Here is a 25701-nt window from a genome sequence, read left to right as displayed (position 1 = left end):
GGCCGGGCCGAGGCCCGTCGCATGCCGGCGCCGGACCACCGGCCAGGTCGCGATCCCGATGCCCAGGGCGATGAGGTGCCCCCAGTTCGTCATCGGGTCGGTGAAGGCACCTCGGTCGCGAGGGTGGCGAGGACGTGCCCGAGCAGGAAGACACCGGCCGTGCGCAAACTCCCGATCCGCCGTTTCAGCGCGGTCAGCACCAGCACGAAGGCGATGGTGAACGGCGAGGTCATCCCGCCCGCGACCCACAGCGCGCTGCCGATCAGCACCGGTCCCGGCGAGCGCACCAGGTGCGCCACGTCCGTGCTGGAGCCCTGGAGCAGCGCGTGCACCAGGGCAGGGTCCGCGTGGGCGGAGATCAGCGAGGTGAGGCAGAGGAGGGTGGCGTATCCGAAGGTGAACGGCGTTCCCGTGGGGGTGGGCAGCAGCCGCCAGGGGCGGAGCGCCCGCAGCCGCGGCGCGGCCGCGGCGCCGCGCAGCACGTGCAGGCGGTGGACTCCCCCGGGGACGGGCTCCCGTACTCCCGTCGCCGCCGTCTCGCGCGGGCCCCGCTGCCGCGGCATCCCGTCCAGCAGCCCCGGCACGTCGGAGACAGGCAGGGCCCCCGGTGCCGACGGGGCCGTCTCGTGGGGCGGCACGGTGCGTTCCACAGCGGGCGCTCCTTCCGTCACGCCCCAGCCTTCGCCCCGGGCACCCCGCTGTCTGTGACCAGCGCCACGCGAGAGCCGATACACAGCAACCCGAAAGCCGCGCGCCGCATCCGCCCCGGCGCGCGGGGAATTGCCGGGCGCCACGCCCACCGCCCCTGCCAGGATGCCCCCATGCCTACCCCGTACGACATCCCCGATGTCCTGGACCGCCGCGAGGGCCCGCACGGCGAGGTCGTGCTGCGCCGGCACGGAGACCGGCTGGAGATCATCGCCAACGGCTGTTTCCTGATGGACACCTCCGACGGCCGCTCGGAGCGGCGGCTGGTCGACGCGGCCCTGGAAACCCTGGCCGGCCGCGACCATCCCGACGTCCTGATCGGCGGGCTCGGCGTCGGATTCTCCCTCGCGCACGCCGCGGCGGACCCGCGCTGGGGAGGGATCACGGTGGTGGAACGGGAGCACGCGATCGTCGAATGGCATCGCGACGGCCCGCTCGCCGCGCTCTCCGCCCGGGCCCTTTCGGACCCCCGCACGAAAATCGTCGAGGCGGATCTCGTCGCGCACGTCAATGAGACATCCGACACATACGACGCCCTGTGCCTCGACATCGACAACGGACCCGACTGGACTGTCACGGACGGCAACGGAAGTCTCTACCGGGAGACCGGACTGGCAAGCTGCGCAAGGGTGTTGAAACCGGGCGGGGTTCTCGCCGTCTGGTCCGCCCAGCCGTCTCCCGAATTCGAGGAAACCTTGCGGAATGCCGGGTTCCATCGGGTGCGTACCGAAGAGATCCCGGTTGCCCGGGGCGTTCCGGACGTCGTGCACCTCGCCATCAGCCCTGGATAGCAAAGGTGTGCTGACTCCCCGTACGCTGCTCCCCTGACGCCGATCATTCAAGCGTCAATCGCAACCATGCGCAGGCATAGCCAGTCAGAAGGAATCACCCCACTGATTCCGGGAAAGCACACCCCAGGGGCGGGCGATGGAGCAGACACAGACCTCCCACAACGGTTCGGCGACGGCTACTCCGGGCGCACAGCGCCGGGTCCTGGTCGTCGAGGACGACGCCACGATCGTGGACGCCATCGCGACCCGCCTGCGTGCCGAGGGATTCCTCGTGCAAACAGCGGGTGACGGACCGGCCGCGGTCGACACGGCCGAGGCGTGGCAGCCCGACCTGCTGATCCTCGACATCATGCTGCCCGGCTTCGACGGGCTGGAGGTCTGCCGACGCGTGCAGGCCGCCCGCCCCGTGCCGGTGATGATGCTCACCGCGCGCGACGACGAGACGGACATGCTGGTCGGGCTCGGCGTCGGCGCCGACGACTACATGACCAAGCCGTTCTCGATGCGGGAGCTGGCGGCGCGCGTGCACGTCCTGCTGCGCCGGGTGGAGCGGGCCGCCATCGCGGCGGCCACCCCCCGCTCCGGCATCCTGCGCCTCGGTGAGCTGGAGATCGACCACGCGCAGCGCCGGGTCCGGGTGCGCAGCGAGGACGTCCACCTCACGCCCACCGAGTTCGACCTGCTGGTGTGCCTCGCGAACACCCCGCGCGCGGTGCTCTCCCGTGAGCAGCTGCTCGCGGAGGTCTGGGACTGGGCGGACGCCTCCGGCACCCGCACGGTCGACAGCCACATCAAGGCGCTGCGCCGGAAGATCGGCGCCGAGCGGATCCGTACGGTGCACGGCGTGGGTTACGCCCTGGAGACCCCGACGCCATGAGCGGCGGGCCGGCCGGACGGAGAAACCCCGGGGAGCCGGAACCCTGGGGCGGGGTGAGCCCGTTCTCGATCAAGACCAAACTGGGCGCGCTGGTCGTCATCTCGGTGCTGATCACCACGGGCCTGTCGGTGATCGCGGTGCACACGAAGACGGAGCTGCGCTTCATCACGGTCTTCTCGATGATCGCCACACTGCTCATTACGCAGTTCGTGGCCCATTCGCTCACCGCGCCGCTGGACGAGATGACCGCGGTGGCCCGTTCCATCTCGCAGGGCGACTACACCCGCCGGACGCGGGAGAACCGCCGTGACGAGCTGGGCGATCTGGCCGTGACGATCAATGCCATGGCCGACGAGCTGGAGGCCCAGGACAGCCAGCGCAAGGAGCTGGTGGCGAACGTCTCGCACGAGCTGCGCACACCCATCGCGGGGCTGCGCGCGGTGCTGGAGAACATCGTCGACGGGGTCACACGGGCCGACCCGGAGACCATGCGCACGGCACTGAAGCAGACCGAGCGCCTCGGCCGGCTGGTGGAGACGCTGCTGGACCTGTCGCGCCTGGACAACGGCGTCGTCCCGCTGAAACAGCGGCGGTTCGAGGTGTGGCCGTATCTGTCGGGCGTGCTGAAGGAGGCCAACATGGTCGCCTCGGTGCGCGCGGGGATCGCCACCGGTTCGGGCAGCCACACCCGTACGGACGTCCATCTGCACCTCGACGTCCACCCACCGGAGCTGACCGCGCACGCGGACCCGGAGCGCATCCACCAGGTCGTCGCCAACCTCATCGACAACGCGGTCAAGCACAGCCCGCCGCACGGCCGGGTGACGGTCAAGGCGCGGCGCGGCCCCGTGCCGGAGTCGCTGGAGCTGGAGGTCCTGGACGAGGGCCCCGGCATTCCGAAGTCCGAGTGGCACCGCGTCTTCGAGCGGTTCAACCGCGGCAGCGCCAAGCGGCCGCAGGGGCCGGGCAGCGACGGCGGCACCGGTCTCGGCCTCGCGATCGCCCGCTGGGCGGTGGACCTGCACGGGGGCCGGATCGGAGTGGCCGAATCCGAGCGGGGTTGCCGGATTCTTGTCACCCTTCCGGGACTGTCATCTGTGCCAAGTTGACGTAAAGTTCGAAGCGGAGCCACAAGATCCACGGACGTCCGCGCTGACGGACACGTGTGATCAGGCACAGGCCCGCGCCATCGGCGCCCGGGGCCGTGCCGAGCCCTTCCCTCGTCCAGCGGAACCACGCTTGTTTCCCGCCATTTCAAGCCCCGAAACACGGTTCCAGATGTGACTTGCACGACGTTGCACCGGCCCGGCCTGACCTTCCCCGTCCAGGGGGCGTAGCCTTGATTCCCGCTGTCCATCATCTTGTGAAGCGGAAGAGGGCGGTTGCCGCCGTGTCGCCACAGTCCCCCAGTAACTCGAGCATCTCGACCGACACCGACCAAGCGGGGAAGAACCCTGCCGCGTCGTTCGGTGCCAACGAGTGGCTCGTCGACGAGATCTATCAGCAGTACCTCCAGGACCCGAATTCCGTAGACCGAGCCTGGTGGGACTTCTTCGCCGACTACAAGCCGGGGGCGGCTGCCGCCTCGGCTCCGGCGGGTACCGCGGCCGCGGGGGCCGCGGGGACCACCACCGCTCCCGCGCAGGCTCCCGCCCCGGCCGCCGAGAAGCCCGCCGCCGCTCCGGCCCCCGCCCCGGCTCCGGCCCAGGCGAAGCCCGCCGCGCAGGCCCCGGCCCAGGCCCCCGCTCCGGCGCAGGCCGCGCCGGCCGCGAAGCCCGCCGCCAAGCCGGCCGCGGCCCCGAAGAAGGCCGAGCCCGCCGCCGAGGCCCCCTCGGGCCCCGAGCAGGTCGTGCTGCGCGGCCCGGCCGCCGCGGTCGCGAAGAACATGAACGCCTCCCTGGAGGTGCCCACGGCCACGTCCGTGCGCGCTGTCCCGGTGAAGCTGCTGTTCGACAACCGCATCGTCATCAACAACCACCTGAAGCGCGCCCGGGGCGGGAAGATCTCCTTCACGCACCTGATCGGCTACGCGATGGTGCAGGCCATCAAGGCCATGCCGTCGATGAACTACTCCTTCGCGGAGAAGGACGGCAAGCCGACCCTGGTCAAGCCGGAGCACGTCAACTTCGGCCTCGCCATCGACCTGGTCAAGCCCAACGGCGACCGCCAGCTCGTGGTCGCGGGCATCAAGAAGGCCGAGACGCTGAACTTCTTCGAGTTCTGGCAGGCCTACGAGGACATCGTCCGCCGCGCCCGCGACGGCAAGCTGGGCATGGACGACTTCACCGGTGTGACGGTCTCCCTGACCAACCCCGGCGGCCTCGGCACCGTCCACTCCGTGCCGCGTCTGATGCCCGGCCAGTCGGTGATCATGGGCGTCGGCTCCATGGACTACCCGGCGGAGTTCCAGGGCACGTCCCAGGACACGCTGAACAAGCTCGGCATCTCGAAGGTCATGACGCTCACGTCGACCTACGACCACCGGGTCATCCAGGGCGCCGCCTCCGGCGAGTTCCTGCGGATCGTCGCGAACCTCCTCCTCGGTGAGAACGGCTTCTACGACGACATCTTCGAGGCGCTGCGCATCCCCTACGAGCCGGTCCGCTGGCTCAAGGACATCGACGCGTCGCACGACGACGACGTCACGAAGGCCGCCCGCGTCTTCGAGCTGATCCACTCCTACCGGGTCCGCGGCCACGTCATGGCCGACACCGACCCACTGGAGTACCAGCAGCGCAAGCACCCCGACCTGGACATCACCGAGCACGGGCTCACCCTGTGGGACCTGGAGCGCGAGTTCGCCGTCGGCGGATTCGCCGGCAAGTCCCTGATGAAGCTGCGCGACATCCTCGGCGTGCTGCGCGACTCGTACTGCCGCACCACCGGCGTCGAGTTCATGCACATCCAGGACCCGAAGCAGCGCAAGTGGATCCAGGACCGCATCGAGCGCTCGCACACCAAGCCGGAGCGTGAGGAGCAGCTGCGCATCCTGCGCCGGCTGAACGCGGCGGAGGCCTTCGAGACCTTCCTGCAGACGAAGTACGTCGGCCAGAAGCGCTTCTCCCTGGAGGGCGGCGAGTCCGTCATCCCGCTGCTGGACGCGGTGCTGGACTCGGCCGCCGAGTCGCGCCTGGACGAGGTCGTCGTCGGCATGGCCCACCGCGGCCGGCTGAACGTCCTCGCCAACATCGTCGGCAAGTCGTACGCGCAGATCTTCCGCGAGTTCGAGGGCAACCTCGACCCGAAGTCGATGCACGGCTCCGGTGACGTGAAGTACCACCTGGGCGCCGAGGGCACCTTCACCGGCCTCGACGGCGAGCAGATCAAGGTCTCCCTGGTCGCCAACCCGTCGCACCTCGAAGCCGTCGACCCCGTCCTGGAGGGCGTCTCGCGCGCCAAGCAGGACATCATCGGCAAGGGCGGCACGGACTTCACCGTCCTGCCGGTGGCGATCCACGGCGACGCGGCCTTCGCGGGCCAGGGTGTGGTGGCCGAGACGCTGAACATGTCGCAGCTGCGCGGCTACCGCACCGGCGGCACGGTCCACATCGTCATCAACAACCAGGTCGGCTTCACCGCGGCCCCCGAATCCTCGCGTTCCTCCATGTACGCGACGGACGTGGCCCGCATGATCGAGGCCCCGATCTTCCACGTGAACGGCGACGACCCGGAGGCCGTGGTCCGCGTCGCGCGGCTCGCCTTCGAGTTCCGCCAGGCGTTCAACAAGGACGTGGTGATCGACCTCATCTGCTACCGCCGCCGCGGTCACAACGAGTCGGACAACCCGGCCTTCACCCAGCCGCTGATGTACGACCTGATCGACAAGAAGCGCTCGGTGCGCAAGCTCTACACCGAGTCCCTCATCGGTCGCGGCGACATCACCCTGGAAGAGGCCGAGCAGGCGCTGCAGGACTACCAGGGCCAGCTGGAGAAGGTGTTCACGGAGGTCCGTGAGGCCACGTCCCAGCCGGGCACGGTCGAGTCCACCGACCCGCAGGCCGAGTTCCCGGTCGCCGTTAACACCGCGGTGACCACGGAGGTCGTCAAGCGGATCGCCGAGTCCCAGGTCAACATCCCCGACAACATCACCGTCCACCCGCGTCTGCTGCCGCAGCTGCAGCGCCGGGCATCGATGGTCGAGGACGGCACGATCGACTGGGGCATGGGCGAGACCCTCGCGATCGGCTCCCTCCTGCTGGAGGGCGTCCCGGTCCGCCTGGCCGGCCAGGACTCGCAGCGCGGTACGTTCGGCCAGCGCCACGCGGTCATCATCGACCGCAGCACCGGCGAGGAGTACACGCCGCTGCAGTACCTCTCCGAGGACCAGGCGCGGCTCAACGTCTACAACTCCCTCCTCTCCGAGTACGCGGCGATGGGCTTCGAGTACGGCTACTCGCTGGCCCGCCCCGAGGCGCTCGTGATGTGGGAGGCGCAGTTCGGCGACTTCGTCAACGGCGCGCAGACGGTCGTGGACGAGTTCATCTCGTCGGCCGAGCAGAAGTGGGCCCAGACCTCCGGTGTCGTCCTGCTCCTGCCGCACGGTTACGAGGGCCAGGGTCCGGACCACTCGTCCGCCCGCCCGGAGCGCTTCCTCCAGATGTGCGCGCAGAACAACATGACGGTCGCGATGCCGACGTCGCCGTCGAACTACTTCCACCTCCTGCGGTGGCAGGTGCACAACCCGCACCACAAGCCGCTGGTGGTCTTCACGCCGAAGTCGATGCTGCGGCTGAAGGCGGCGGCGGCGAAGGCGGACGAGTTCACGACCGGGCAGTTCCAGCCGGTCATCGGCGACTCCTCGGTCGACCCGGCCGCCGTCAAGAAGGTCGTCTTCTGCGCCGGCAAGGTCTACTACGACCTGGAGGCCGAGCGTCAGAAGCGCGGTGCCACGGACACGGCGATCATCCGCATCGAGCGCCTGTACCCGCTGCCGGGTACCGAGCTCCAGGCGGAGATCAAGAAGTACCCGAACGCCGAGAAGTACCTGTGGGCCCAGGAGGAGCCGGCGAACCAGGGTGCCTGGCCGTTCATCGCGCTCAACCTGATCGACCACCTGGACCTCGCGGTCGGCGCGGACGTCCCGCACGGCGAGCGGCTGCGGCGCATCTCGCGCCCGCACGGCTCGTCCCCGGCGGTGGGTTCCGCGAAGCGTCACCAGGCCGAGCAGGAGCAGCTGGTGCGTGAGGTGTTCGAGGCGTAACCGCCTTCGCGCAGTTCGTGCGCGGCCGGGCCGCATCCCCCGCTTCGGGGGTGCGGCCCGGCCGTTTGCGCGCACATATCCTTGAGGGCATGTACTTCACGGACCGTGGCATCGAGGAACTGGAGAAGCGGCGCGGCGAGGAGGAAGTCACCTTCGAGTGGCTCGCCGAGCAGCTGCGGACGTTCGTCGATCTCAATCCCGACTTCGAGGTACCGGTGGAGCGGCTGGCGACGTGGCTGGCGCGGCTGGACGACGAGGACGACGAGTAGGGACCGGATCCGGCCGCGCGGCTGGACGACGAGGACGACGAGCAGGGACCGGATCCGGCCGCTCCCGGGCGGCGTCAGTCGCCCGGGCGTGTGAGGTCGCAGGTCAGCCCCAGTGCGCCGTGCGCGAGGAGCAGCGCCCCGGCCGTGGCCCAGCCGCCGCCCCGCCGTCGCAGGCCCCTGACCAGGAGCGGCAGGCCCGCCGCCAGCTGCGCCAGGGCCAGGGCGCGGGCCCTGGGGCCGCCCGCCCAGGGCATCCAGGAGCCGAGACGGGTGCTGCCGACAGGGTCGCGTTCCGCGCCCGCCTCGCGTCGGCCGGGCCACTCGACTTGCATACTGTCCGGCCGGCGGGCGGCCGCTTCCCGGAGGCGGCCGGCTGGTTCGCCGGGGGCCAGTTCCGCGGGCAGGGAGACGCCCACGCGCAAGAGGACAGCGAGCAGGCCGCGCAGCCGGCTGCGTGCGTCGGCCGCCGGATCGGGTGCGGTCAGCCGGTCGAGGTCCTGTCCGTCCAGGACGGGGTCGAGGCCCATACGCGCGGCGAAGGTGCGCATCGCCTCGTCCTCCCCCACCGGGACACCGCTCGCGAGCCAGACGAACCCGACGGGTCGGCGGAAGCCGGACGCGAGCGTGAAGCCGGCGTGGTCGGTGTCCCACCACAGGGCGAGGACGGGCCAGGGAGCTCCTACGGCGAGGGCCGTGGCCCAACCGGTGGCCACGCGGTCGACGGGTTCGGCGCCGTCCCGCCAGGGCCGACCCTCGGGGACGAGCACGCTCCACGCGTCACCCGCGGGCGTGAGCTGCATCGGCTCGCGCAGCAGATCGGCGACGGGGGCCACGCACCCGGGCGCCGCCCGGCACAACAGCAGCGCCCCGGGTGCGGGTTCCGTGCGGGCGGGTTCCGTCGACATGGTCACACGGTAGGTCGAATCCTCAGCGTTTGAGGCCTTATGCCCGCCCCCTTCTCCCCGGACGGGTGTCTTGACTTTCCCCGACCGCGATATATCGTGAATACGAGATGACGCGATATGGCGCGTCGAGACGGGGAGGTCTGCACCATGTCCGAGTGGTCCGTCACGGAACCGAGGAAGCTCACCTTCGACGACCCCGTGAGCGATCTGCACGTGCGTCTGGTCAACGGAACGGTGAACGTGGTGGGCACGGACGAAGGTTCCGCCCGCCTGGAGATCTCCGAGATCGAGGGGCCGCCCCTGGTGGTGACCCAGCAGGACGGCGTCCTCACGGTGGCCTACGAGGACCTGCCCTGGAAGGGCTTCCTCAAGTGGCTGGACCGCAAGGGCTGGCGCCGCAGCGCGGTGGTCTCCCTGGCCGTCCCGGCCGGCACGCGCGTGGAGGTGGGTGTGGTCGGCGCGGCAGCCGTCGTCTCCGGCATCCACGGCCCGTCGGTGGTGAAGGGCGTCACCGGCGACACGACACTCGTGGGCCTCTCCGGCCCGGTCCGCGCCGACACGGTCTCCGGCAGCCTGGAGGCCCAGGACGTGACCGGCGACCTCCGGTTCAACTCCGTCTCCGGCGACCTCACGGTGGTCGAGGGCTCCGGCCCCTCCGTGCGGGCGGAGTCGGTGAGCGGCTCGATGATCGTCGACCTCGACCCGGACGGCCCGACGGACGTACGGCTGACGAGCGTCTCCGGCGAGATCGCCATCCGGCTGCCGTATCCGGCGGACACCGAGGTCGAGGCGAACACGGCGAGCGGCTCCGTCTCCAACGCCTTCGAAGGTCTCCGGGTGCACGGCCAGTGGGGCGCTCACAAGATCACAGGCCGCCTCGGCGCCGGCACCGGCAAACTGCGGGCCACCACCGTCTCCGGCTCGATCGCCCTGCTGCGCCGCCCGTCCGGAGAGGACGAGCACAGCGGACCGAGGGACACCCCGCCCGCCGGCAGCAGTGCGGCGGCCGCCCCGGCGAGCGGTCCCGGGGGCGGCTCGGGGGACAATTCCGTCTCCGGCCCGGGTGATGCCCCCACCACCGTCCCGGCCGACGGCACGACCGACAAGAAGGTGCTCTGACATGCCCCCCGTCTTCGCCCACGGCCGCCTCCGCCTGTACCTGCTGAAGCTGCTGGACGAGGCCCCCCGCCACGGCTACGAGGTGATCCGCCTGCTGGAGGAGCGCTTCCAGGGGCTGTACGCACCCTCGGCGGGCACCGTCTACCCGCGCCTGGCCAAACTGGAGGCCGAGGGCCTGGTCACGCACACCACCGAGGGCGGCCGCAAGGTCTACTCGATCACCGACGCGGGCCGCGCCGAACTGGCCGACCGCAGCGGCGAGCTGGCCGACCTGGAACTGGAGATCCGGGAGTCGGTCGCGGAGCTGGCCGCGGAGATCCGCGCCGACGTGCGCGGAGCCGCCGGCGACCTGCGCCGCGAGATGCGCGCGGCGGCGACCGAGGCCCGCCAGGACAGCGGCACCAGGGACGACGGCACGGCCGGGGCACCCTACGGCGACTTCTCGCAGTACGGCGACAAGGAGACCTGGCGCATCGCCAAGGAGGAGATGCGCCGGGCCCGGCAGGAGTGGAAGGAGCAGGCCCGGCGGGCGAAGGACGAGAGCCGCCGTGCCCGCGAGGACGCCCAGCGTGCCCGCCGCCAGGCGAAGGAGGCCCAGGAACAGGCCCGAGCACAGGCCCAGGAGCAGGTGCAGCGCATCACCCGCCGCGTGCAGGAGCAGGTGCAGGACCACTTCGCCCGCGGTGACTGGCCGACGGGCCTGCGCGAGGGCCTGACCGAACTGGCCAAGGAAGTGGGCGAGTTCGGAAAGGACTACGGCAAGGACTTCGGCAAGGACCTCGGCTTCGACTGGACCGGCACCGGCAGGCCGGCCGCGGAACCGACGCCCTCACAGCCCCCGGAGGACTTCCCCGCCGCTTACGAACCGGCCTGGGCCCACGAGGATGCCGCGGACTCCACAGGCGACCCGGCCCGCGACCTGGACCGGCTGCTCGACCGCTTCCGGGACGACATCCGTGACGCGGCCCGCGACCACGGCGTCACCCCCGACCAGCTGCGCGACGCCCGCCGCCACCTGTCGACGGCGGCGGCCCACATAGGAGCCCTCCTGCGCACACAGAACAAGTAGCGCGCCCGGGGCCCGGTTCTTCAGCCGGCCTTGGCCTCGCCACCACTGCCATACAGCACCCGCACCAGGTGCTCGTACGTCACCCCGTGATCGGCGAGGACCTCGGCCGGCACTCCGGGGCGCAGGGTCAGGGCCAGCAGGATGTGCTCGTCCCCGATGTGCCGGTCCCGCTGGGCGAGGGCGACCCTCAGGGAGCGCTCCAGCACGTCCTTGGCCCCTCGGCCGAAGGAGGTACGCCCCGACCACCACCGCTTGTCCTTCCGGTCGCCGGCGAGGGCGCCGACCCCGTGAGTCTCCTCCACCCGGGCGACGATCTCCTCCACATCGATCCCCAGCCCGGCGAGCGCATCGGTCTCGGCCTGCGTCAGCCCGGCCCGCCGCCGCGCCTCACGCAACGCCTGCCGCACGGACTCCCGCCGTTCACCGAGTCCGAGAGCCGCGAGCGCGAAGGAGCCCCGGCTGCCCTCCCGGTCGAGCAGCGCCAGCAGCAGATGCTCCGGCTCCACGACCTGCCCGCCCTCACCACCCCCGTCCACGTACGCGTACGCGCTCTTCACCACGTCGCGGGCGTCCTTCGTGAACCGCTCGAACATCAATGCCTCCCGTACTTCTTGTGCACGGCCTGCCTGCTCACACCGAGTTCGGTGGCGATCTCCTGCCACGACCAGCCCTGATTGCGCGCGTTGCGCACCTGCACGGCTTCCAACTGCTCCAGCAGCCGGCGCAGCGCGGCGACGGCCCGCAGGCCGACCCGTGGATCACGGTCACCGGCACGTTCGGCCAGATCGGTTGCTTCGGTCATGCCGTCAACCTACGTTGACAATCGGCCCGCGTCAATCACAGTTGACATAGAAAACGGCCGGCCCACCCGGGACCGGCCGTCGACGCACCTACAGGAGGATTCAGTGATTCGTCAGCACGACCTTCCCGAACTGCTCTCCCGAAGCCAGCCGCTCGAAGCCCTCACGCGCGCGGTCCATGGGCATGACCTCGTCGATGACGGGCCGCACTCCGGTCGCCGCACAGAACGCGAGCAGGTCCTCCAGTTCGTCCTTGGTGCCCATCGTGGATCCGACGACCTTGAGTTCAAGGAAGAAGATCCGGGTCAGCTCTGCGTGCGAGGGCCTGTCGCCACTGGTGGCACCGGAGATGACCAGCGTGCCGCCGGGCTTCAGCGACTTCACGGAATGCGACCAGGTGGCGGCCCCGACGGTCTCGATCACGGCGTCGACCCGCTGCGGCAGCCGCGCCCCGGACTCCAGCGCCTCGACGGCCCCGAGCTCCACGGCCCGCTTCCGCTTGGCCTCGTCGCGGCTGGTGGCGAAGACCCGGAGCCCGGCAGCCTTGCCCAGCACGATGGCAGCCGTGGCGACACCACCGCCGGCGCCCTGCACCAGCACGGAGTCGCCGGGGCGGACACCCGCGTTGGTGAACAGCATCCGGTACGCGGTCAGCCACGCCGTGGGCAGGCAGGCGGCCTCCTCGAAGGAGAGCTCCTCGGGCTTGGGCAGGATGTTCCAGGTCGGCACGGCGACCTGCTCGGCGAAGGTGCCCTGGTAGCGCTCGGTGAGGATGGACCGGGGCTCCTTCGGGCCGACCCCGTGCCCGCTCTGTCCGATCACGGAATGCAGAACGACCTCGTTGCCGTCCTCGTCGACACCGGCGGCATCACAGCCGAGGATCATCGGCAGCTTGTCCTCTGCGAGGCCCACGCCACGCAGGGACCAGAGGTCGTGGTGGTTGAGGGAGGCGGCCTTGACCGTGACGGTACTCCAGCCGGGGCGGGCCTCGGGAGCCGGACGCTCTCCCAACTCCAGGCCGGAAAGCGGCTGGTCGCGGTCGATTCGGGCGGCGTAGACAGCGAACATGACCTCGACGATAGGTTCCACCACCTGCCGAGTGGAACCACCGGCGTCTGTGAGACACACCCTCTTGCCAACGTCCAGGAGTCGGTGCCGCCGAACGAGCGACAGGCCCACACGCCAAGCGAAGGCGCACCCCACCGGCGAGAGGACGGAGCGGCACCCGCACCACCGCCGGAGGCACCCGCACACCACCCGAACAGCCCCACCGGAACGCAAAGAAATGGCCCCGCCCGTCCCGGGCAGGGCCACGTCACACCAGCGTCGGCGTCAGCGCCGGGCCACACCCTCGGCACGGGCCGCAGCCGCCACCGCGGCCGTGACCGCCGGAGCGACCCGCTCGTCGAACGGCGACGGGATGACGTAGTCGGCGGCGAGATCGTCCCCGACCACGGCGGCCAGCGCCTCCGCGGCGGCCAGCTTCATCCCCTCGGTGATCCGCGAGGCCCGCACCTGCAGCGCCCCCGCGAAGATCCCCGGGAACGCCAGCACGTTGTTGATCTGGTTCGGGAAGTCCGACCGCCCGGTCGCGACGACCGCCGCGTACTTGTGCGCGACCTCGGGGTGCACCTCGGGGTTCGGGTTCGCCATGGCGAAGACGAACGCGCCCTCGGCCATCGTCGCCACCGCGGACTCCGGCACCGTCCCGCCGGAAACACCGATGAACACGTCGGCGCCGTCCAGCGCCGCCTCCAGCGACCCGGTGATCCCGGTCTTGTTCGTGAACCCGGCCAGGTCCTGCTTGACCGGTGTGAGGTCGTCCCGATCCGCCGACACGACACCCTTGCGGTCGGCCACCGCGACATCCCCGATCCCGGCCTCGACCAGCATCTTCGCAATGGCGACACCGGCCGCACCGGCGCCGGAGATGACGGCCCGCAGCTCCCCCAGCGCTCGCCCGCTCAGCCGCGCGGCGTTCCGCAGGGCCGCCAGCGTCACCACGGCCGTGCCGTGCTGGTCGTCGTGGAAGACCGGGATGTCCAGTCGCTCCTGCAGCTTCCGCTCGACCTCGAAGCACCGGGGTGCCGAGATGTCCTCCAGGTTGACCCCGCCGAAGGACGGTGCGAGCCGCACCACGGTCTCGACGATCTCGTCGACGTCCGTGCAGTTCAGGGCGATCGGCACCGCGTCCACGCCGCCGAACTGCTTGAACAGGATCGCCTTGCCCTCCATCACCGGGAGGGAGGCCTCGGGCCCGATGTCGCCGAGGCCCAGCACGGCCGTACCGTCCGTCACGACGGCCACGACCGACGACTTCCACGTGTAATCGTGCACGAGCTCCGGCTGCTCCGCGATCGCGCTGCACACCTTCGCGACGCCGGGCGTGTACGCCAGGGACAGGTCGTCCTTGTCGCGGACCGGCACGGTGGCCTGCACAGCCATCTTGCCGCCGCGGTGCAACGCGAACGCCGGGTCGAAGGAGTCGAGGGGCTCCGCACCGCCCTCGTGGTCCGTGTCGCCGGTCTTGCTCTCGCTGCGAGGATTGACGATCTCCGCTGCCACTTCGTTTTACCCCTTAAATCTTCATTGTTTTGAGGGTGGCCACTCCTGGTGAGGGGTGGGCGGGCACCGCGCAGGCCCCTGTCGTGCTTGTACGTGTATACGTACGGGCGCGTACGCGATGGGCGCGCCGCACACGCGCCCTGAGCCCCGGATGAGGGGTGTAAGGACCCTTCTTACCGGACGGACCGCACCGACGACGAGTCCATAACGCGAAGGTCACATGACGGCGACCTGACTCTTCGTCCAAAATCGGGACAAGGCCTGGACAAGGCAGCCATAACCACTCAAGCATCAGCAAAACTCGCGTTCACCGTCTTGAAATCCCGGGATATACCGAAGATCTTCCGGCCGGAAGGGGTGATTCCCATAGAAGGTCCGGCCGTGATGTACCGGAGTGATGCGGTTCGGGGGTCGCCCGTTATCCGATTTTGACATGGCTGGCCCCCAGAATCGCGCAGTCCGAATGGCAAGATGCCGTCATCACACGAGGTAGCGACACTCGAAGAGGTGTGCTCTCGTCGACCCACGGCACTGCCGAAACCTTCGGTGTGCCACGGCGCTGCCGAACCCCATCGGCAGCAGCCCGCCCCATCGGCAACTCCACCCATCCGCCGGAGGAACCCACCATGACCGCAAGCTCCACCCGTCGTACGACCGCCGCGCACTCCCGGCTAGCAGCGGTCGGTGCGATCGCGGTCGCAGGCGCGCTGATGCTCACCGGATGCGGTGACCAGACCAAGGACACCGGCTCGAGCGACACCGCGGCCTCGGCCCCGCTCGCCGACAAGCTGCCGCAGGCCATCCGCGACAAGGGTGTCATCAAGGTCGGCTCCGACATCGCCTACGCCCCGGTCGAGTTCAAGGACAGCTCCGGCAAGGTCGTCGGCATCGACCCGGACCTCGCCGCCGCCATGGGCAAGCAGCTCGGGGTCGACTTCCAGTTCGAGAACGGCACGTTCGACACGCTGATCACGGGTCTGCGCTCCAAGCGGTACGACATCGCCATGTCCGCGATGACCGACACCAAGGACCGCCAGGAGGGCATCGACTCCGACACCGGCAAGAAGGTCGGCGAGGGCGTCGACTTCGTGGACTACTTCACCGCCGGTGTCTCGATCTACACCAAGAAGGGCGACGACCAGGGCATCAAGACCTGGTCCGACCTGTGCGGCAAGAAGATCGTGCTGCAGCGCGGCACGGTCTCCGAGGACCTCGCCAAGGCGGAGTCGAAGAAGTGCCCGGCCGGCAAGAAGATCGCCATCGAGCCCTTCGACAACGACCAGCAGGCCCAGACCCGCCTGCGCGCGGGCGGCGCCGACGCCGGCTCGTCCGACTTCCCGGTCGCCGCGTACGCGGTGAAGACCTCCGGCGGCGGCAAGGACTTCCAGCTGGTCGGCGAGCAGATCGAGGCCGCCCCGTACGGCATCGCGGTCGCCAAGAACCAGACGCAGCTGCGGGACGCCCTCAAGGCCGCGCTGGACGCCGTCATCGAGAACGGCGACTACGAGAAGATCATGAAGAAGTGGGGCGTGACGGACGGCTCCATCGACGCGGCCACCATCAACGGCGGCAAGTGACCGCAGGTCAGCGGCACTGAAAGGCAACACCCGTGACTGTTGACATCGACAAGACGCCGGCCGACACGCCCCCGGCCGGACCGGAGGCCATCAAGGCCATCCCGGTCCGGCACTACGGGCGGTACGTCTCCGCCGTCGTCGCCATCGCCCTGCTGGTCGGGGTCGTGTACGCGTTCTCCCAGGGCAAGATCAACTGGGATGCGATCCCGGACTACTTCTTCGACGACCGCATCCTGGACGGCGTCGGCAAGACTCTTCTGCTGACCGTGCTGTCCATGGTGATCGGCATCGTCGGCGGCGTCCTGCTCGCCGTGATGCGCCTGTCGAAGAACCCGGTGACCTCGTCGATCGCATGGTTCTACATCTGGTTCTTCCGCGGCACCCCGGTCCTGGTGCAGCTGATCGTCTGGTTCAACCTGGGCCTGGTCTTCGAGTACATCAACCTCGGGCCGTTCTACAAGGACGAGTGGTCGGACTTCATGACCCCGTTCCTGACGGCGCTGCTGGGGCTCGGCCTCAACGAGGCCGCGTACATGGCGGAGATCTGCCGGGCCGGCCTGCTCTCGGTCGACGAGGGCCAGACGGAAGCGTCGCACGCGCTGGGCATGAGCCACGCCAAGACGCTGCGCCGGATCGTCATCCCGCAGGCGATGCGCGTGATCGTGCCGCCGACGGGCAACGAGGTCATCAACATGCTGAAGACGACCTCGCTGGTCTCGGTCGTCCAGTATCCCGAGTTGCTCCGAGCGGCTCAGGACATCGGACAGACCTCCGGCGCCCCGGCCGAGATGCTGTTCCTGGCGGCGGCCTGGTACCTGCTGATGACGTCCGTCTTCAGCATCGGCCAGTACTACCTGGAGCGGTACTACGCGCGTGGTTCGAGCCATTCGCTCCCGGCCACGCCGCTCCAGAAGATCAAGGCGAACCTGCTGTCCCTGTCCAACCGCTCGGCGTCGACGGGAGGCACCGCATGACCGCCATGGTCAAGGCCGAGGGCGTCCACAAGTCCTTCGGCCCCGTAGAGGTCCTCAAGGGCATAGACCTGGAGGTGAAGTCCGGCGAGGTGTTCTGCCTCATCGGCCCCTCCGGCTCCGGCAAGTCGACCTTCCTCAGGTGCATCAACCACCTGGAGAAGATCAACGCCGGCCGTCTGTACGTCGACGGAGAGCTGGTCGGCTACCGCCAGAAGGGCGACAAGCTCTACGAGCTGAAGGACAGCGAGGTCGCCGTCAAGCGGCGGGACATCGGCATGGTCTTCCAGCGCTTCAACCTGTTCCCGCACCTGACGGCCGTGGAGAACGTCATGGAGGCGCCGGTCCAGGTCAAGGGCGTGAGCAGGGGCCAGGCCCGGCAGCGTGCCCTGGAGCTTCTGGACCGAGTGGGCCTGGCCGACAAGGCGGGCAGCTACCCCTCGCAGCTCTCCGGCGGCCAGCAGCAGCGCGTCGCCATCGCCCGGGCCCTCGCCATGGACCCGAAGCTGATGCTGTTCGACGAGCCGACCTCGGCGCTCGACCCGGAGCTGGTCGGTGACGTCCTGGACGTCATGCGCGACCTGGCCGAGTCCGGCATGACGATGATCGTCGTCACGCACGAGATGGGCTTCGCCCGCGAGGTGGGCGACAGCCTGGTCTTCATGGACGGCGGTGTGGTGGTCGAATCCGGTCACCCGCGCGAGGTGCTGACGAACCCGCAGCACGAGCGGACGAAGTCGTTCCTGTCCAAGGTGCTCTGACGGTACGCACGGCGAGGGGGCGGTACGGAATCTCCGTGCCGCCCCCTTCGCGCGGGCTACTTCATGGCGAGCAGCAGGGTGTCCGAGGGCGAGCACCACACCGGCCTGGCCTCGCCGAAGCCCTTCTCGCGCAGCACGCGCGCGTGCCACGCCGCCGACGGCATGTCGCCGTCCGCGTGTTCGCCGTAGATCTCGTAGCGCCGGGCAGTGGGTTCGGCGAGGACCGGGTCCTTCGCGGCGAGCTGCCACCACTCTGCCCAGTCGAGGACGCCGTCCCGCTTGGCCTGATCCATGCGGGCGTGCCGCTGTGCCCGCTCCGCCGCGTTGATCCGCGGCGTCGACTCGTCGATCATGTGATCCGCGTTCATGAAGACACCGCCGGCGCGGACGAGTTCCGCGACCTGGCCGTAGAGGTCCGCGAGGGGTTCCCGGTGCAGCCAGTGCAGGGCCGTCGCGGTCAGGACGGCGTCGTACGAGTCGTACGGCAGCCTCGCCGGCCAGTCGGGGTCCTTGAGGTCGGCGGTGACGAGGCGGACCCGGTCGTCGCCCGCGAAGGTGCCCTCGGCGATGGCGAGGAGCGCCGGGTCGAGGTCGACCCCGGTGCTGGTGGCGTTTGGGAAGCGGGCCAGCAGCCGGGCCGTGATGGTGCCCGTGCCGCAGGCGAGGTCGAGGACGCGCGGGGCGGTGCCCACGAGGGCCTCGACCATGTCGAGCATGATCCGGAACCGCTCCTCGCGGTCGGGCATGTACCACTCCTGCTGCCGGTCCCAGCTCTCCTGCCAGGCCTGCCAGTCCGTGGTGGCCGTCGTGATGTCCGCGTCCGTCATCGAGCCCCTCCCTCGTAATACCCTGGAAGCACCATCAGCTGTTACAAGTGCGCACTCACGACCCTAAAGCCCCTCCGTAAGGACTACAAGTGGAACTGGCCTATTACTCGGACTACGCCGTGCGTCTCGTCAACACCGAGGAACCGGCCCGGGGCAAGGACGCACTGACGTCGGTCGAGGCCGTCCGCGATCTGTTCGGGGGCAGCCAGTCGGCGGCCCGCCGGGCCACCGACGCGGACGTGACCCGCTTCCGCTCGGTCCGGGCCCGGCTGCGCGCGGTCTTCGAGGCGGCCGACGCGGGCGAGGAGAGGCTCGCCGTCGACCTGCTGAACTCGCTGCTGCTGGAGTTCCCGGTGAGCCCGCAGGTCTCCGGGCACGACTTCCGGGACGACGACGGCCGCCCGCTGTGGCACATGCACCTGGCGGACCACCCGTCGAACGCCACGGCGGGCTACGCGGCGATCGCGGCGATGGGCCTCGCGTTCCACCTGACCGAGTACGGCGTGGACCGCCTCGGCCTGTGCGAGGCCGCCCCCTGCCGCAACGCCTACCTCGACACCTCAACCAACCGCTCCCGGCGCTACTGCTCCGACCGCTGCGCGACCCGGGCGAACGTGGCGGCCTACCGCGCCCGCAAACGCCTGGAAGCCGACCGGTCGGAGAGGACCGGCCTGGCGGCCGACAGCGCCCAGCCCAGCAGCGCCCACGGCGACCGCCGTCCGGACCTGCGCGGCCGGTAGCGGAACCGGACCCGTCCCAGCACCAGGTCGTCGGGGACGACGCCGTAGTCGGTGCTGTCGCCGCCGGCGTAGGCGTTGTCCCCGAGCACCCACCAGCCGCTCTCGCGCCGTTGCGCCACCCTCTTGACGACCAGCAGGTCCTGCTGGAAGGGATGCCGCAGTACGACGACGTCCCCGGGCCTGACCCGGCCCCCGTAGTGCACCAGGAGCCGGTCCCCGTGGTACAGCGTGGGCACCATGGACGGCCCGGTCACCTCGGCCACCCCGAAGGGCGGGGCGGGCCTGCCCCGCTCGGACTCCTGCGACAGCTCCGGCATCACCCGGCACCTCCCCGGTTCTTCCTCCACCAGTCTCAGTCTCACCCCGGACTTTTGTCCTAAGCCCATGGGGGCACCCGCGAAAAGCCGTCCCTCACGGAGTAATGTCCCCTGTGAGAAGACGATCACGAGGAAGGAATGCTTCATGCTTTCCCGCCTGTTTGCCCCCAAGGTCAAGGTCAGTGCCCACTGCGACCTTCCCTGCGGTGTGTACGACCCCGCCCAGGCCCGCATCGAGGCGGAGTCGGTGAAGGCCGTGCAGGAGAAGATGGCCGCCAACGACGACCCGCACTTCCAGGCGCGCGCCACCGTCATCAAGGAACAGCGCGCCGAGCTCGCCAAGCACCACGTCTCGGTGCTGTGGAGCGACTACTTCAAGCCCCCGCACTTCGAGAAGTACCCGGAGCTGCACCAGCTGGTCAACGACACCCTCAAGGCCCTCTCGGCCGCCAAGGGCTCGACCGACCCGGCCACCGGCCAGAAGGCGCTGGACTACATCGCCCAGATCGACAAGATCTTCTGGGAGACCAAGAAGGCCTGATCTTCCTCAAGGTGGCCGGACCGGCGATTTCGCTGGCCGGGCAGGAGGAAACAGCGGAGCCCCGCACCCGGCAACGGGTGCGGGGCTCCGCTGTTGTCTTCCGACCTTCCCGTCCTTCCGGTTCCCCTGGGGCTACTCGGTGGGCGGCTACGTCGGGTGTTCCACAGTGAGGCCGGCCGAACCAGTGGCGCTAGCGGAACTGAGGGACGATCAGGTAGATCCCGTAGGCCACCACGGCCGCGCAGGCCAGGAAGCACAGGGTGGCCTGGGTGAGGGCGAGGGCGAAGGTGCCGCCCGTCCGGGCGCGAGTGCCTTCCAGGCGGGCGAGGCCGAGGACGCCCAGTGCGAAGACGACGGCCACGGCGACGGTCGCGCCGACGCTCACCGCGGCGACCAGTGCGAGTGCGGTCCAGTCCAGATGCATGTCCGATCCCCATCGCTCAGGCGGCCGCGCCGACCTTGGCCGGCGGCTCGGTGCGGATGCTGACGTCGTGCGCGTCGTTGACGTTGTGCGCGTGCACCGGGTTGCGGCGCGAGATGACGACGATGCCCGCGGCGAGGGCCGCGCCGACCAGCGCGACGACCGCCGTACCGAGGTCCCCGCCGTTCTGTACGACCGCGGCGGCCAGCCCCCCGACCAGTGCGGCGGCGGGCAGGGTGATCACCCAGGCGACCGCCATCCGGCCCGCGACGCCCCAGCGGACCTCCGCGAGCCGCCGGCCGAGCCCCGCGCCGAGGATGCTGCCGGAGGCCACCTGCGTGGTGGACAGGGCGAATCCGAGGTGGGCGGAGGTCAGGATGACGGTCGTGGAAGCGGTCTCGGCGGCGAACCCCTGCGGCGACTGGATCTCGGTGAGGCCCTTGCCCATCGTGCGGATGATCCGCCAGCCCCCGAGGTACGTGCCGAGCCCGATGGCGAGGCCCGCGGACGCGATCACCCACAGGGGCGGGCCGGCGTCGTGGCCGAGCGCTCCGGCCGAGATCAGGGTGAGGGTGATGACGCCCATGGTCTTCTGCGCGTCGTTCGTGCCGTGGGCGAGCGAGACGAGCGAGGCGGAGGCGACTTGGCCGATGCGGAAGCCCTTGGTGACGGAGTCCTTGCGGGCCCGGTCGGTGAGCCGGTAGGCGAGGTAGGTGGCGAGCAGCGCGGCGACACCGGCGACGACCGGCGAGGCCACCGCCGGCACCAGCACCTTCTCGACGACCTTGTCGAAGTCGACGCCGCGGCTGCCCGCCCCGACCCACACGGCCCCGATCAGACCGCCGAACAGCGCGTGCGAGGAGCTCGAGGGGAGACCGGCCAGCCAGGTCAGCAGATTCCACAGGATCGCGCCGATGAGCCCCGCGAAGATCATGCCCGGGGAGACGAGGGTGTCGTCCACGATGCCGCCGGAGATGGTCCTGGCGACCTCAGTGGACAGGAAGGCACCGACGACGTTGAGGACACCGCTGATCAGGACCGCCGTACGGGGAGCGAGCGCGCCGGTGGCGATGGACGTGGCCATCGCGTTCGCCGTGTCGTGGAATCCGTTGGTGAAGTCGAAGGCGAGTGCGGTGACGATGACGACCGCCACGAGGAACGTGATGTGGTCCATTCCTGAATGCAAACAAGCGCGAGCCAATGGACGGGGAACGGTGGGGCAAAGGCTGGTCAAGGTTCACGCAGGTGGCGGTGGCGCGTCCCTCTAGGATCGCGCTCATGAGGATCAGCTGGACGTACGCCTTCATCGACCGCCCGCGTGACGCCCTCGGCCCCGCCTGCGACTTCTGGACGACGGTCACGGACACCCGCCTGTCCGAACCGCGCGGCGAACACGACGAGTTCCTCACCCTGCTCCCCGACAGCGCCGACGCGTTCGTGAAGGTGCAGGCGGTGGGTCCGGGGCCGGGCGGTGCACACGTCGACTTCTGCGTGGACGACGTACCGGAGTTCGCCGCCGCGGCGGTGCGGCTCGGCGCGGATGTGGTGGCCGATCTGGGATCGCTCGTGGTGCTGCGCTCGCCCGGCGGACAGTTGTTCTGCGCGGACCCCTGGCGCGAGCAGTCGTCGCGTCCGGGCGTGGTGCGGGGCAGCCGGCTCGACCAGGTGTGCCTGGACGTCCCCGCCTCGGCCTACGCCACGGAAGTCGCCTTCTGGAGCGCCCTGCTCGACGGCTGGGAGTCGCTACCGGGCTCCCTCCCGGAGTTTCACGTGGTCAAGCCGCCGCCGGGCCTGCCGGTCCGTCTGCTCCTGCAACGCCTCGGTGAGGAACGCCCGGCATCCGCCCACCTCGACCTCGCCTGCGCGGACGTCGCGGCGACCCGGGCGCTGCACGAGGAGCTCGGGGCCGTCTTCGTGACCGGCTTCCCCGGCTGGACGGTGATGCGCGACCCGGCGGGCGGCACGTACTGCCTGACAGGCCGGGATCCGGTGACGGGCGGGCTGCGCGGCTAGGAACTGCTGACATATGCGCCCAGCCGGTCGCGACACCGCGCCATGCCGCTCCCCCGGCAGGCCCATGCCGCACACGCTAGTCGGCCAACCGCGCCGCCCGGGCCCGGAGGTAGCGCTGCTCGGGCAGGCTCAGGGTCTGCGCGGCCGCCGACTCGTAGGCGGCGCGGGCGGCTTCCGGTTCGCCCACCCGCTCCAGCAGATGGCCTCGCACGGCGTCCAGGCGATGCCCCTTCAACTCACCGGACAGGGCGTCCACTTCGGTCAGACCTGCGCGCGGACCGTGGACCATGGCGACGGCGACCGCGCGGTTGAGGCGTTCGACCGGGCCGGGGACCAGACCGACGAGGATGTCGTACAGGCCCAGGATCTCGTCCCAGTCGGTCGACTCGGGTGAGGATGCCTCGTCGTGCACGGCGGCGATCGCGGCCCGCAGCTGGAACGGCCCGGGGCGGCCCCGGGACAGGGCCCGGGTGACCAGCGCGACGCCCTCCTCGATCGCCGCCCGGTCCCAGCGGTCGCGGTCCTGCTCGTCGAGGGGGATCAGCTCGCCGCGCGGACCGCTGCGCGCGTCGCGCCGGGCGTCGGTGAGCAGCATCAGCGCGAGCAGACCGGCCACTTCGCAGTCGCCGGGCAGCAGCCGGTGGACCGTGCGGGTCAGCCGTACGGCTTCCCCGGCAAGGTCGCGGCGTTGGAGCGCGGCGCCCGAAGTCGCCGTGTAGCCCTCGTTGAAGATCAGGTAGAGGGTCTGCAGGACGGACGGCAGCCGCTCCTCCCAACGGTCCGGCCGACCGAAGCGCACACCCCGCACCCTCTGCTTGGCCCGGCTGACTCGCTGGGCCATCGTCGCCTCCGGGACCAGGCAGGCCCGCGCGATCTCCGCCGTGGTCAGACCGCCCACGGCACGCAGCGTGAGCGCGATCTGCGCGGGCGGCGACAGGGCCGGATGGCAGCACAGGAACAGCAGCGAGAGCGTGTCGTCCGCACGCGGCGCCCGCTCCCCGGGGGGCGGCGCGGTGAAGGCGTCCCGGGGCGTGAGGGCGGCCGCCCGCTCCTCGCGCTGCCGCCGGGCCTGATCACTGCGCAGGGCGTCGGTGAGCCGCCGCGAGGCGACCTTGATCAGCCAGCCGCGCGGATTGCCTGGCAGCCCCGCCGAGGGCCACTGCCCGGCTGCCGCGAGCAGCGCCTCCTGCACGGCGTCCTCGGCGGCGTCGAAGTGCCCGTACCGTCTGACCAGCGCACCGAGGACCTGCGGCGCGTCTCGGCGCAGCAGGTCCTCGATCTCCGGTGAGTTCCTCACCAGTGCGTCCGTCGGCGTCGGCCGGCTCGTCAGATGTCCCCGGAGCCGTCCATGATCGGGCGGATCACGACGGGGTAGTCGGGGGCGCCGGCCGGCTGGGGGCAGCGAGCGACGCGGTCGGCGATCTCCGTGACCCGCTCCAGGCTCTCGCACTCCAGGACCCAGTAGCCTGCCAGCAGCTCCTTGGTCTCGCTGTACGGGCCGTCGGTGATCACGGCCTTGCCGTCGTCGCCGAGGGTGACGTGCCGGGTCTGCGCCGGCTCGGCCAGGCCCTGCCCGTCGACGAGCTCGCCCGTCTCGGCCAGATCGTCGTTGATGGCACCCATGTAGGCGAACATCGTCTGCAGCTCCTCCTCGCTCCAGGCCGGGGAGTGCGTCGACGCCTTGCCACGCATGGCGTCGTAGTCCGCCTGTGTGCCCTGAACCATGACCAGGTACTTCATCAGTCCGCTCCTTCGGCTCTCACCGCCCCGGTGGGCGGTACTTCACAGGGGACGTCGGAGCCGGTCCGCGTATCTCGACACGGGCTCAGAGATGTTTGACGGCTGAGTCTCCGGGAGCCGGTTCGGGCGGGTTCGTGACAGGTGGGGTGGTTTCCCCGGGGGCCGTGCGGGCTCGCGCCGACCGGGTGCCTTCGGCGGTGTGACCGCTGTCGGCGTCCTCCGCCTCATAGGCCCCGCACTCGGGGTTGCGGCACGGTCCCGCCACCCAGCGAGGGACCCAGGCGCCCAGCGTCTTGTGACGCCGGACGACCGTCTCCACCGGCTGTCCGCAGTCCGGACAGACCTGTTCTTCGCTGCCCATGTCCTCAGAGTAGGCCGGTCGGGGGCTCAGCGCTGCCTCCTGTACCTGCGCGCCAGCGGATCGTGGCGACGGTATTGCCGGAGGAGGGCCGGGGGGACGGCGGCCCCGAGGCCTGAAAGGACGCCCGCGAGGTCGCGTCGCTTGTCTGGAGGGCGGCTGCGCGGTGGAGTAAGGGCGGCGCGGCATCCCGCGGGACGGCGCCGCAGGTGCCGCGTGCGCGGGACGGCGCGGCAGGTGCCGCGTTCGCGGGACGGCGCGGCAGGTGCCCCTCTCGGGGTATGGCCTAGGCGGGCCGGTGGGTCCTGGGCTCGCGCCACATGGGCCACATCGACGGGCCGTCCGGCAGGTCCAGGGCCGGACCGGCCGGCTCGAAACCCAGGCGCTCGTACAGGTTGCGGCTACGGGCGTTGCTGGCCTCCAGGTAGGCGGGCAGCCCTTCGCGGTCGCAGCGGTCGAGGACGGCCTCGATGAGCGCGGTGCCGAGGCCCTCGTCCTGACGGCCGGGGGCCACACCGATCATCCACAGGTACTCGTGGGCCCGCCCGGTGGGGTGGATGGCGGCCATCAGCCGGCCGATCCTCTCCACGCGCTCGTTGTCCGGGTCGACGGCTTCCCGCACCTGGGCCGGTCCTTCGTCCTCCGCGTCCCCGTGGCCCTCGTCGGCGGGCACGGAGAGCCACAGCGCGCAGGCCGAGCCGTCCTCGGTGACATCTATGCGGCCGGCCGCGAGGACGATGTCGGTGAAGGCTGCCATGAGCCGGGGGTGCTTGGCACGGCGGTCCTCCACGCCGGGGAAGACCCAGCCGCTCACGGGGTCGTCCTGGAACGCCTCGTCCAGCAGCCGGACGATCAGCTCCCTGTCCCCTTCGCCCGCCGTCCGGATGGCCACACCCATGCCGCACCCCTTCGCTCGTCCCGACCGGCGTTGATCGTAGGGGGGTTGGCCCTCGCCCAGGGGTACGAGCAGGATCTTGGCGAGATCCGATCGAACATTTGCCCAAACTCGACGGATGCGGGGAGGTGGCGGGCCCCGCACACCGTGGGGCAGTGCGGGACCCGCCGACCGGATGCCGGTGGCCGTGCGGGGTCAGGAGCCGCACGGCCCCGTCGCTCCGGGGCCCTGCCCTTC

26 protein-coding genes are annotated in these 25701 nt (G+C 70.5%); 13 read left to right on the top strand and 13 right to left on the bottom strand.

All coding sequences use genetic code 11. From position 1 onward, the window contains the following. Positions 1 to 89 precede the first annotated feature (89 nt). Complete coding sequence (locus ACFY9S_RS21505; RefSeq protein ID WP_391130899.1) at positions 90 to 650, bottom strand: rhomboid-like protein; 561 nt, start codon at positions 648 to 650, stop codon at positions 90 to 92. 171 nt (positions 651 to 821) lie between these two features. On the opposite strand from ACFY9S_RS21505, the gene ACFY9S_RS21500 reads away from it, so the two are divergent. From ACFY9S_RS21500 to ACFY9S_RS21480, 5 genes are all read left to right on the top strand, one after another. Then, complete coding sequence (locus ACFY9S_RS21500) at positions 822 to 1499, top strand: spermidine synthase (protein WP_391131185.1); 678 nt, start codon at positions 822 to 824, stop codon at positions 1497 to 1499. A gap of 136 nt (positions 1500 to 1635) precedes the next feature. Next, entirely contained in the window at positions 1636 to 2376 is a 741-nt protein-coding gene (locus ACFY9S_RS21495; protein WP_030851757.1) for a response regulator transcription factor, read from the top strand. Further along, a complete protein-coding gene (locus ACFY9S_RS21490) occupies positions 2373 to 3485 on the top strand; it encodes a cell wall metabolism sensor histidine kinase WalK (RefSeq protein WP_102911777.1) in 1113 nt (370 codons plus the stop codon). Before ACFY9S_RS21495 ends, ACFY9S_RS21490 begins: the two co-directional genes overlap by 4 nt. Before the next feature lie 281 nt (positions 3486 to 3766). Further along, entirely contained in the window at positions 3767 to 7576 is a 3810-nt protein-coding gene (locus ACFY9S_RS21485; protein WP_391130895.1) for a multifunctional oxoglutarate decarboxylase/oxoglutarate dehydrogenase thiamine pyrophosphate-binding subunit/dihydrolipoyllysine-residue succinyltransferase subunit, read from the top strand. A gap of 89 nt (positions 7577 to 7665) precedes the next feature. Continuing rightward, positions 7666 to 7845: a DUF6104 family protein gene (locus ACFY9S_RS21480; protein WP_003992906.1), complete on the top strand. Its 180-nt coding sequence runs from the start codon at positions 7666 to 7668 to the stop codon at positions 7843 to 7845. 74 nt (positions 7846 to 7919) lie between these two features. On the opposite strand, the gene ACFY9S_RS21475 is transcribed toward ACFY9S_RS21480, so the two are convergent. Continuing rightward, positions 7920 to 8750, bottom strand: coding sequence for a hypothetical protein (locus ACFY9S_RS21475; protein ID WP_391130892.1), 831 nt, complete (start codon positions 8748 to 8750; stop codon positions 7920 to 7922). A gap of 147 nt (positions 8751 to 8897) precedes the next feature. Here ACFY9S_RS21475 and ACFY9S_RS21470 point away from each other — a divergent pair, with 147 nt between their 5' ends. Beyond that, positions 8898 to 9869, top strand: coding sequence for a DUF4097 domain-containing protein (locus tag ACFY9S_RS21470; RefSeq protein ID WP_391130889.1), 972 nt, complete (start codon positions 8898 to 8900; stop codon positions 9867 to 9869). A 1-nt stretch (position 9870) separates the two neighbouring features. Further along, positions 9871 to 10938 carry a helix-turn-helix transcriptional regulator gene (locus tag ACFY9S_RS21465; protein ID WP_391130886.1) on the top strand — a complete coding sequence of 356 codons (1068 nt, stop codon included), beginning with the start codon at positions 9871 to 9873 and terminating at the stop codon, positions 10936 to 10938. A gap of 20 nt (positions 10939 to 10958) precedes the next feature. Here ACFY9S_RS21465 and ACFY9S_RS21460 read toward each other — a convergent pair whose 3' ends face one another. The 4 genes from ACFY9S_RS21460 to ACFY9S_RS21445 form a co-directional block, all read right to left on the bottom strand. Next, positions 10959 to 11531, bottom strand: coding sequence for a Clp protease N-terminal domain-containing protein (locus tag ACFY9S_RS21460; RefSeq protein WP_391130883.1), 573 nt, complete (start codon positions 11529 to 11531; stop codon positions 10959 to 10961). Further along, on the bottom strand, positions 11531 to 11740 hold the full coding sequence (locus ACFY9S_RS21455) for an HTH domain-containing protein (protein WP_003992902.1): 210 nt from the start codon (positions 11738 to 11740) through the stop codon (positions 11531 to 11533). Before ACFY9S_RS21455 ends, ACFY9S_RS21460 begins: the two co-directional genes overlap by 1 nt. A 100-nt stretch (positions 11741 to 11840) precedes the next feature. Continuing rightward, positions 11841 to 12806: a zinc-binding dehydrogenase gene (locus ACFY9S_RS21450; RefSeq protein ID WP_102912071.1), complete on the bottom strand. Its 966-nt coding sequence runs from the start codon at positions 12804 to 12806 to the stop codon at positions 11841 to 11843. Between the two features lie 264 nt (positions 12807 to 13070). Beyond that, on the bottom strand, positions 13071 to 14303 hold the full coding sequence (locus ACFY9S_RS21445; protein WP_102912070.1) for an NADP-dependent malic enzyme: 1233 nt from the start codon (positions 14301 to 14303) through the stop codon (positions 13071 to 13073). Positions 14304 to 14929: 626 nt separating this feature from the next. Here ACFY9S_RS21445 and ACFY9S_RS21440 point away from each other — a divergent pair. Genes ACFY9S_RS21440 through ACFY9S_RS21430 form a run of 3 tightly spaced genes read left to right on the top strand, consistent with a single transcriptional unit; the run spans position 14930 to position 17612 of the window. After that, the gene (locus ACFY9S_RS21440) at positions 14930 to 15880 is read left to right on the top strand and encodes a transporter substrate-binding domain-containing protein (RefSeq protein ID WP_391130878.1); all 951 of its coding nucleotides are present in this window, start codon (positions 14930 to 14932) and stop codon (positions 15878 to 15880) included. A gap of 32 nt (positions 15881 to 15912) precedes the next feature. Then, positions 15913 to 16854: an ABC transporter permease subunit gene (locus ACFY9S_RS21435; protein WP_391130875.1), complete on the top strand. Its 942-nt coding sequence runs from the start codon at positions 15913 to 15915 to the stop codon at positions 16852 to 16854. Further along, positions 16851 to 17612 (top strand): ATP-binding cassette domain-containing protein, encoded by a 762-nt coding sequence (locus ACFY9S_RS21430; RefSeq protein WP_391130872.1) that lies wholly within the window; start codon positions 16851 to 16853, stop codon positions 17610 to 17612. The genes ACFY9S_RS21435 and ACFY9S_RS21430 overlap by 4 nt, the downstream gene beginning before the upstream one ends. 56 nt (positions 17613 to 17668) lie before the next feature. Here ACFY9S_RS21430 and ACFY9S_RS21425 read toward each other — a convergent pair whose 3' ends face one another. Further along, positions 17669 to 18439 carry a methyltransferase domain-containing protein gene (locus ACFY9S_RS21425; RefSeq protein ID WP_391130869.1) on the bottom strand — a complete coding sequence of 257 codons (771 nt, stop codon included), beginning with the start codon at positions 18437 to 18439 and terminating at the stop codon, positions 17669 to 17671. 89 nt (positions 18440 to 18528) lie between these two features. Between ACFY9S_RS21425 and ACFY9S_RS21420 the strand changes: the two genes are divergently transcribed. After that, positions 18529 to 19179 carry an ABATE domain-containing protein gene (locus tag ACFY9S_RS21420; RefSeq protein WP_146046278.1) on the top strand — a complete coding sequence of 217 codons (651 nt, stop codon included), beginning with the start codon at positions 18529 to 18531 and terminating at the stop codon, positions 19177 to 19179. Here the strand turns inward: ACFY9S_RS21420 and sodX are convergent. Next, complete coding sequence (sodX, locus tag ACFY9S_RS21415) at positions 19062 to 19496, bottom strand: nickel-type superoxide dismutase maturation protease (RefSeq protein ID WP_102912064.1); 435 nt, start codon at positions 19494 to 19496, stop codon at positions 19062 to 19064. The genes ACFY9S_RS21420 and sodX overlap by 118 nt on opposite strands. Positions 19497 to 19641: 145 nt before the next feature. Between sodX and sodN the strand changes: the two genes are divergently transcribed. After that, a complete protein-coding gene (gene sodN, locus ACFY9S_RS21410; protein WP_031140564.1) occupies positions 19642 to 20037 on the top strand; it encodes a superoxide dismutase, Ni in 396 nt (131 codons plus the stop codon). 190 nt (positions 20038 to 20227) lie between these two features. Here sodN and ACFY9S_RS21405 read toward each other — a convergent pair whose 3' ends face one another. Continuing rightward, complete coding sequence (locus ACFY9S_RS21405; protein ID WP_391130865.1) at positions 20228 to 20461, bottom strand: hypothetical protein; 234 nt, start codon at positions 20459 to 20461, stop codon at positions 20228 to 20230. 16 nt (positions 20462 to 20477) lie between these two features. Then, on the bottom strand, positions 20478 to 21632 hold the full coding sequence (locus ACFY9S_RS21400) for an inorganic phosphate transporter (RefSeq protein WP_391130862.1): 1155 nt from the start codon (positions 21630 to 21632) through the stop codon (positions 20478 to 20480). A gap of 104 nt (positions 21633 to 21736) precedes the next feature. Between ACFY9S_RS21400 and ACFY9S_RS21395 the strand changes: the two genes are divergently transcribed. Further along, the gene (locus tag ACFY9S_RS21395) at positions 21737 to 22471 is read left to right on the top strand and encodes a VOC family protein (protein ID WP_391130859.1); all 735 of its coding nucleotides are present in this window, start codon (positions 21737 to 21739) and stop codon (positions 22469 to 22471) included. 76 nt (positions 22472 to 22547) lie between these two features. Here the strand turns inward: ACFY9S_RS21395 and ACFY9S_RS21390 are convergent, their stop codons facing one another. From ACFY9S_RS21390 to ACFY9S_RS21380, 3 genes are all read right to left on the bottom strand, one after another. Further along, complete coding sequence (locus tag ACFY9S_RS21390) at positions 22548 to 23768, bottom strand: sigma-70 family RNA polymerase sigma factor (protein WP_391130856.1); 1221 nt, start codon at positions 23766 to 23768, stop codon at positions 22548 to 22550. Positions 23769 to 23797: 29 nt separating this feature from the next. Then, a complete protein-coding gene (locus ACFY9S_RS21385) occupies positions 23798 to 24211 on the bottom strand; it encodes a YciI family protein (protein WP_102908979.1) in 414 nt (137 codons plus the stop codon). 644 nt (positions 24212 to 24855) lie between these two features. Further along, positions 24856 to 25467: a GNAT family N-acetyltransferase gene (locus ACFY9S_RS21380; protein ID WP_391130853.1), complete on the bottom strand. Its 612-nt coding sequence runs from the start codon at positions 25465 to 25467 to the stop codon at positions 24856 to 24858. Positions 25468 to 25701: the final 234 nt, after the last annotated feature.

Source organism: Streptomyces sp. NPDC012474, assembly GCF_042955185.1.
GTDB classification, from domain to species: domain Bacteria; phylum Actinomycetota; class Actinomycetes; order Streptomycetales; family Streptomycetaceae; genus Streptomyces; species Streptomyces cahuitamycinicus.
The sequence above is the reverse complement of the archived record's forward strand: the minus strand, read 5'-3'. Positions and strand labels throughout refer to the sequence as shown.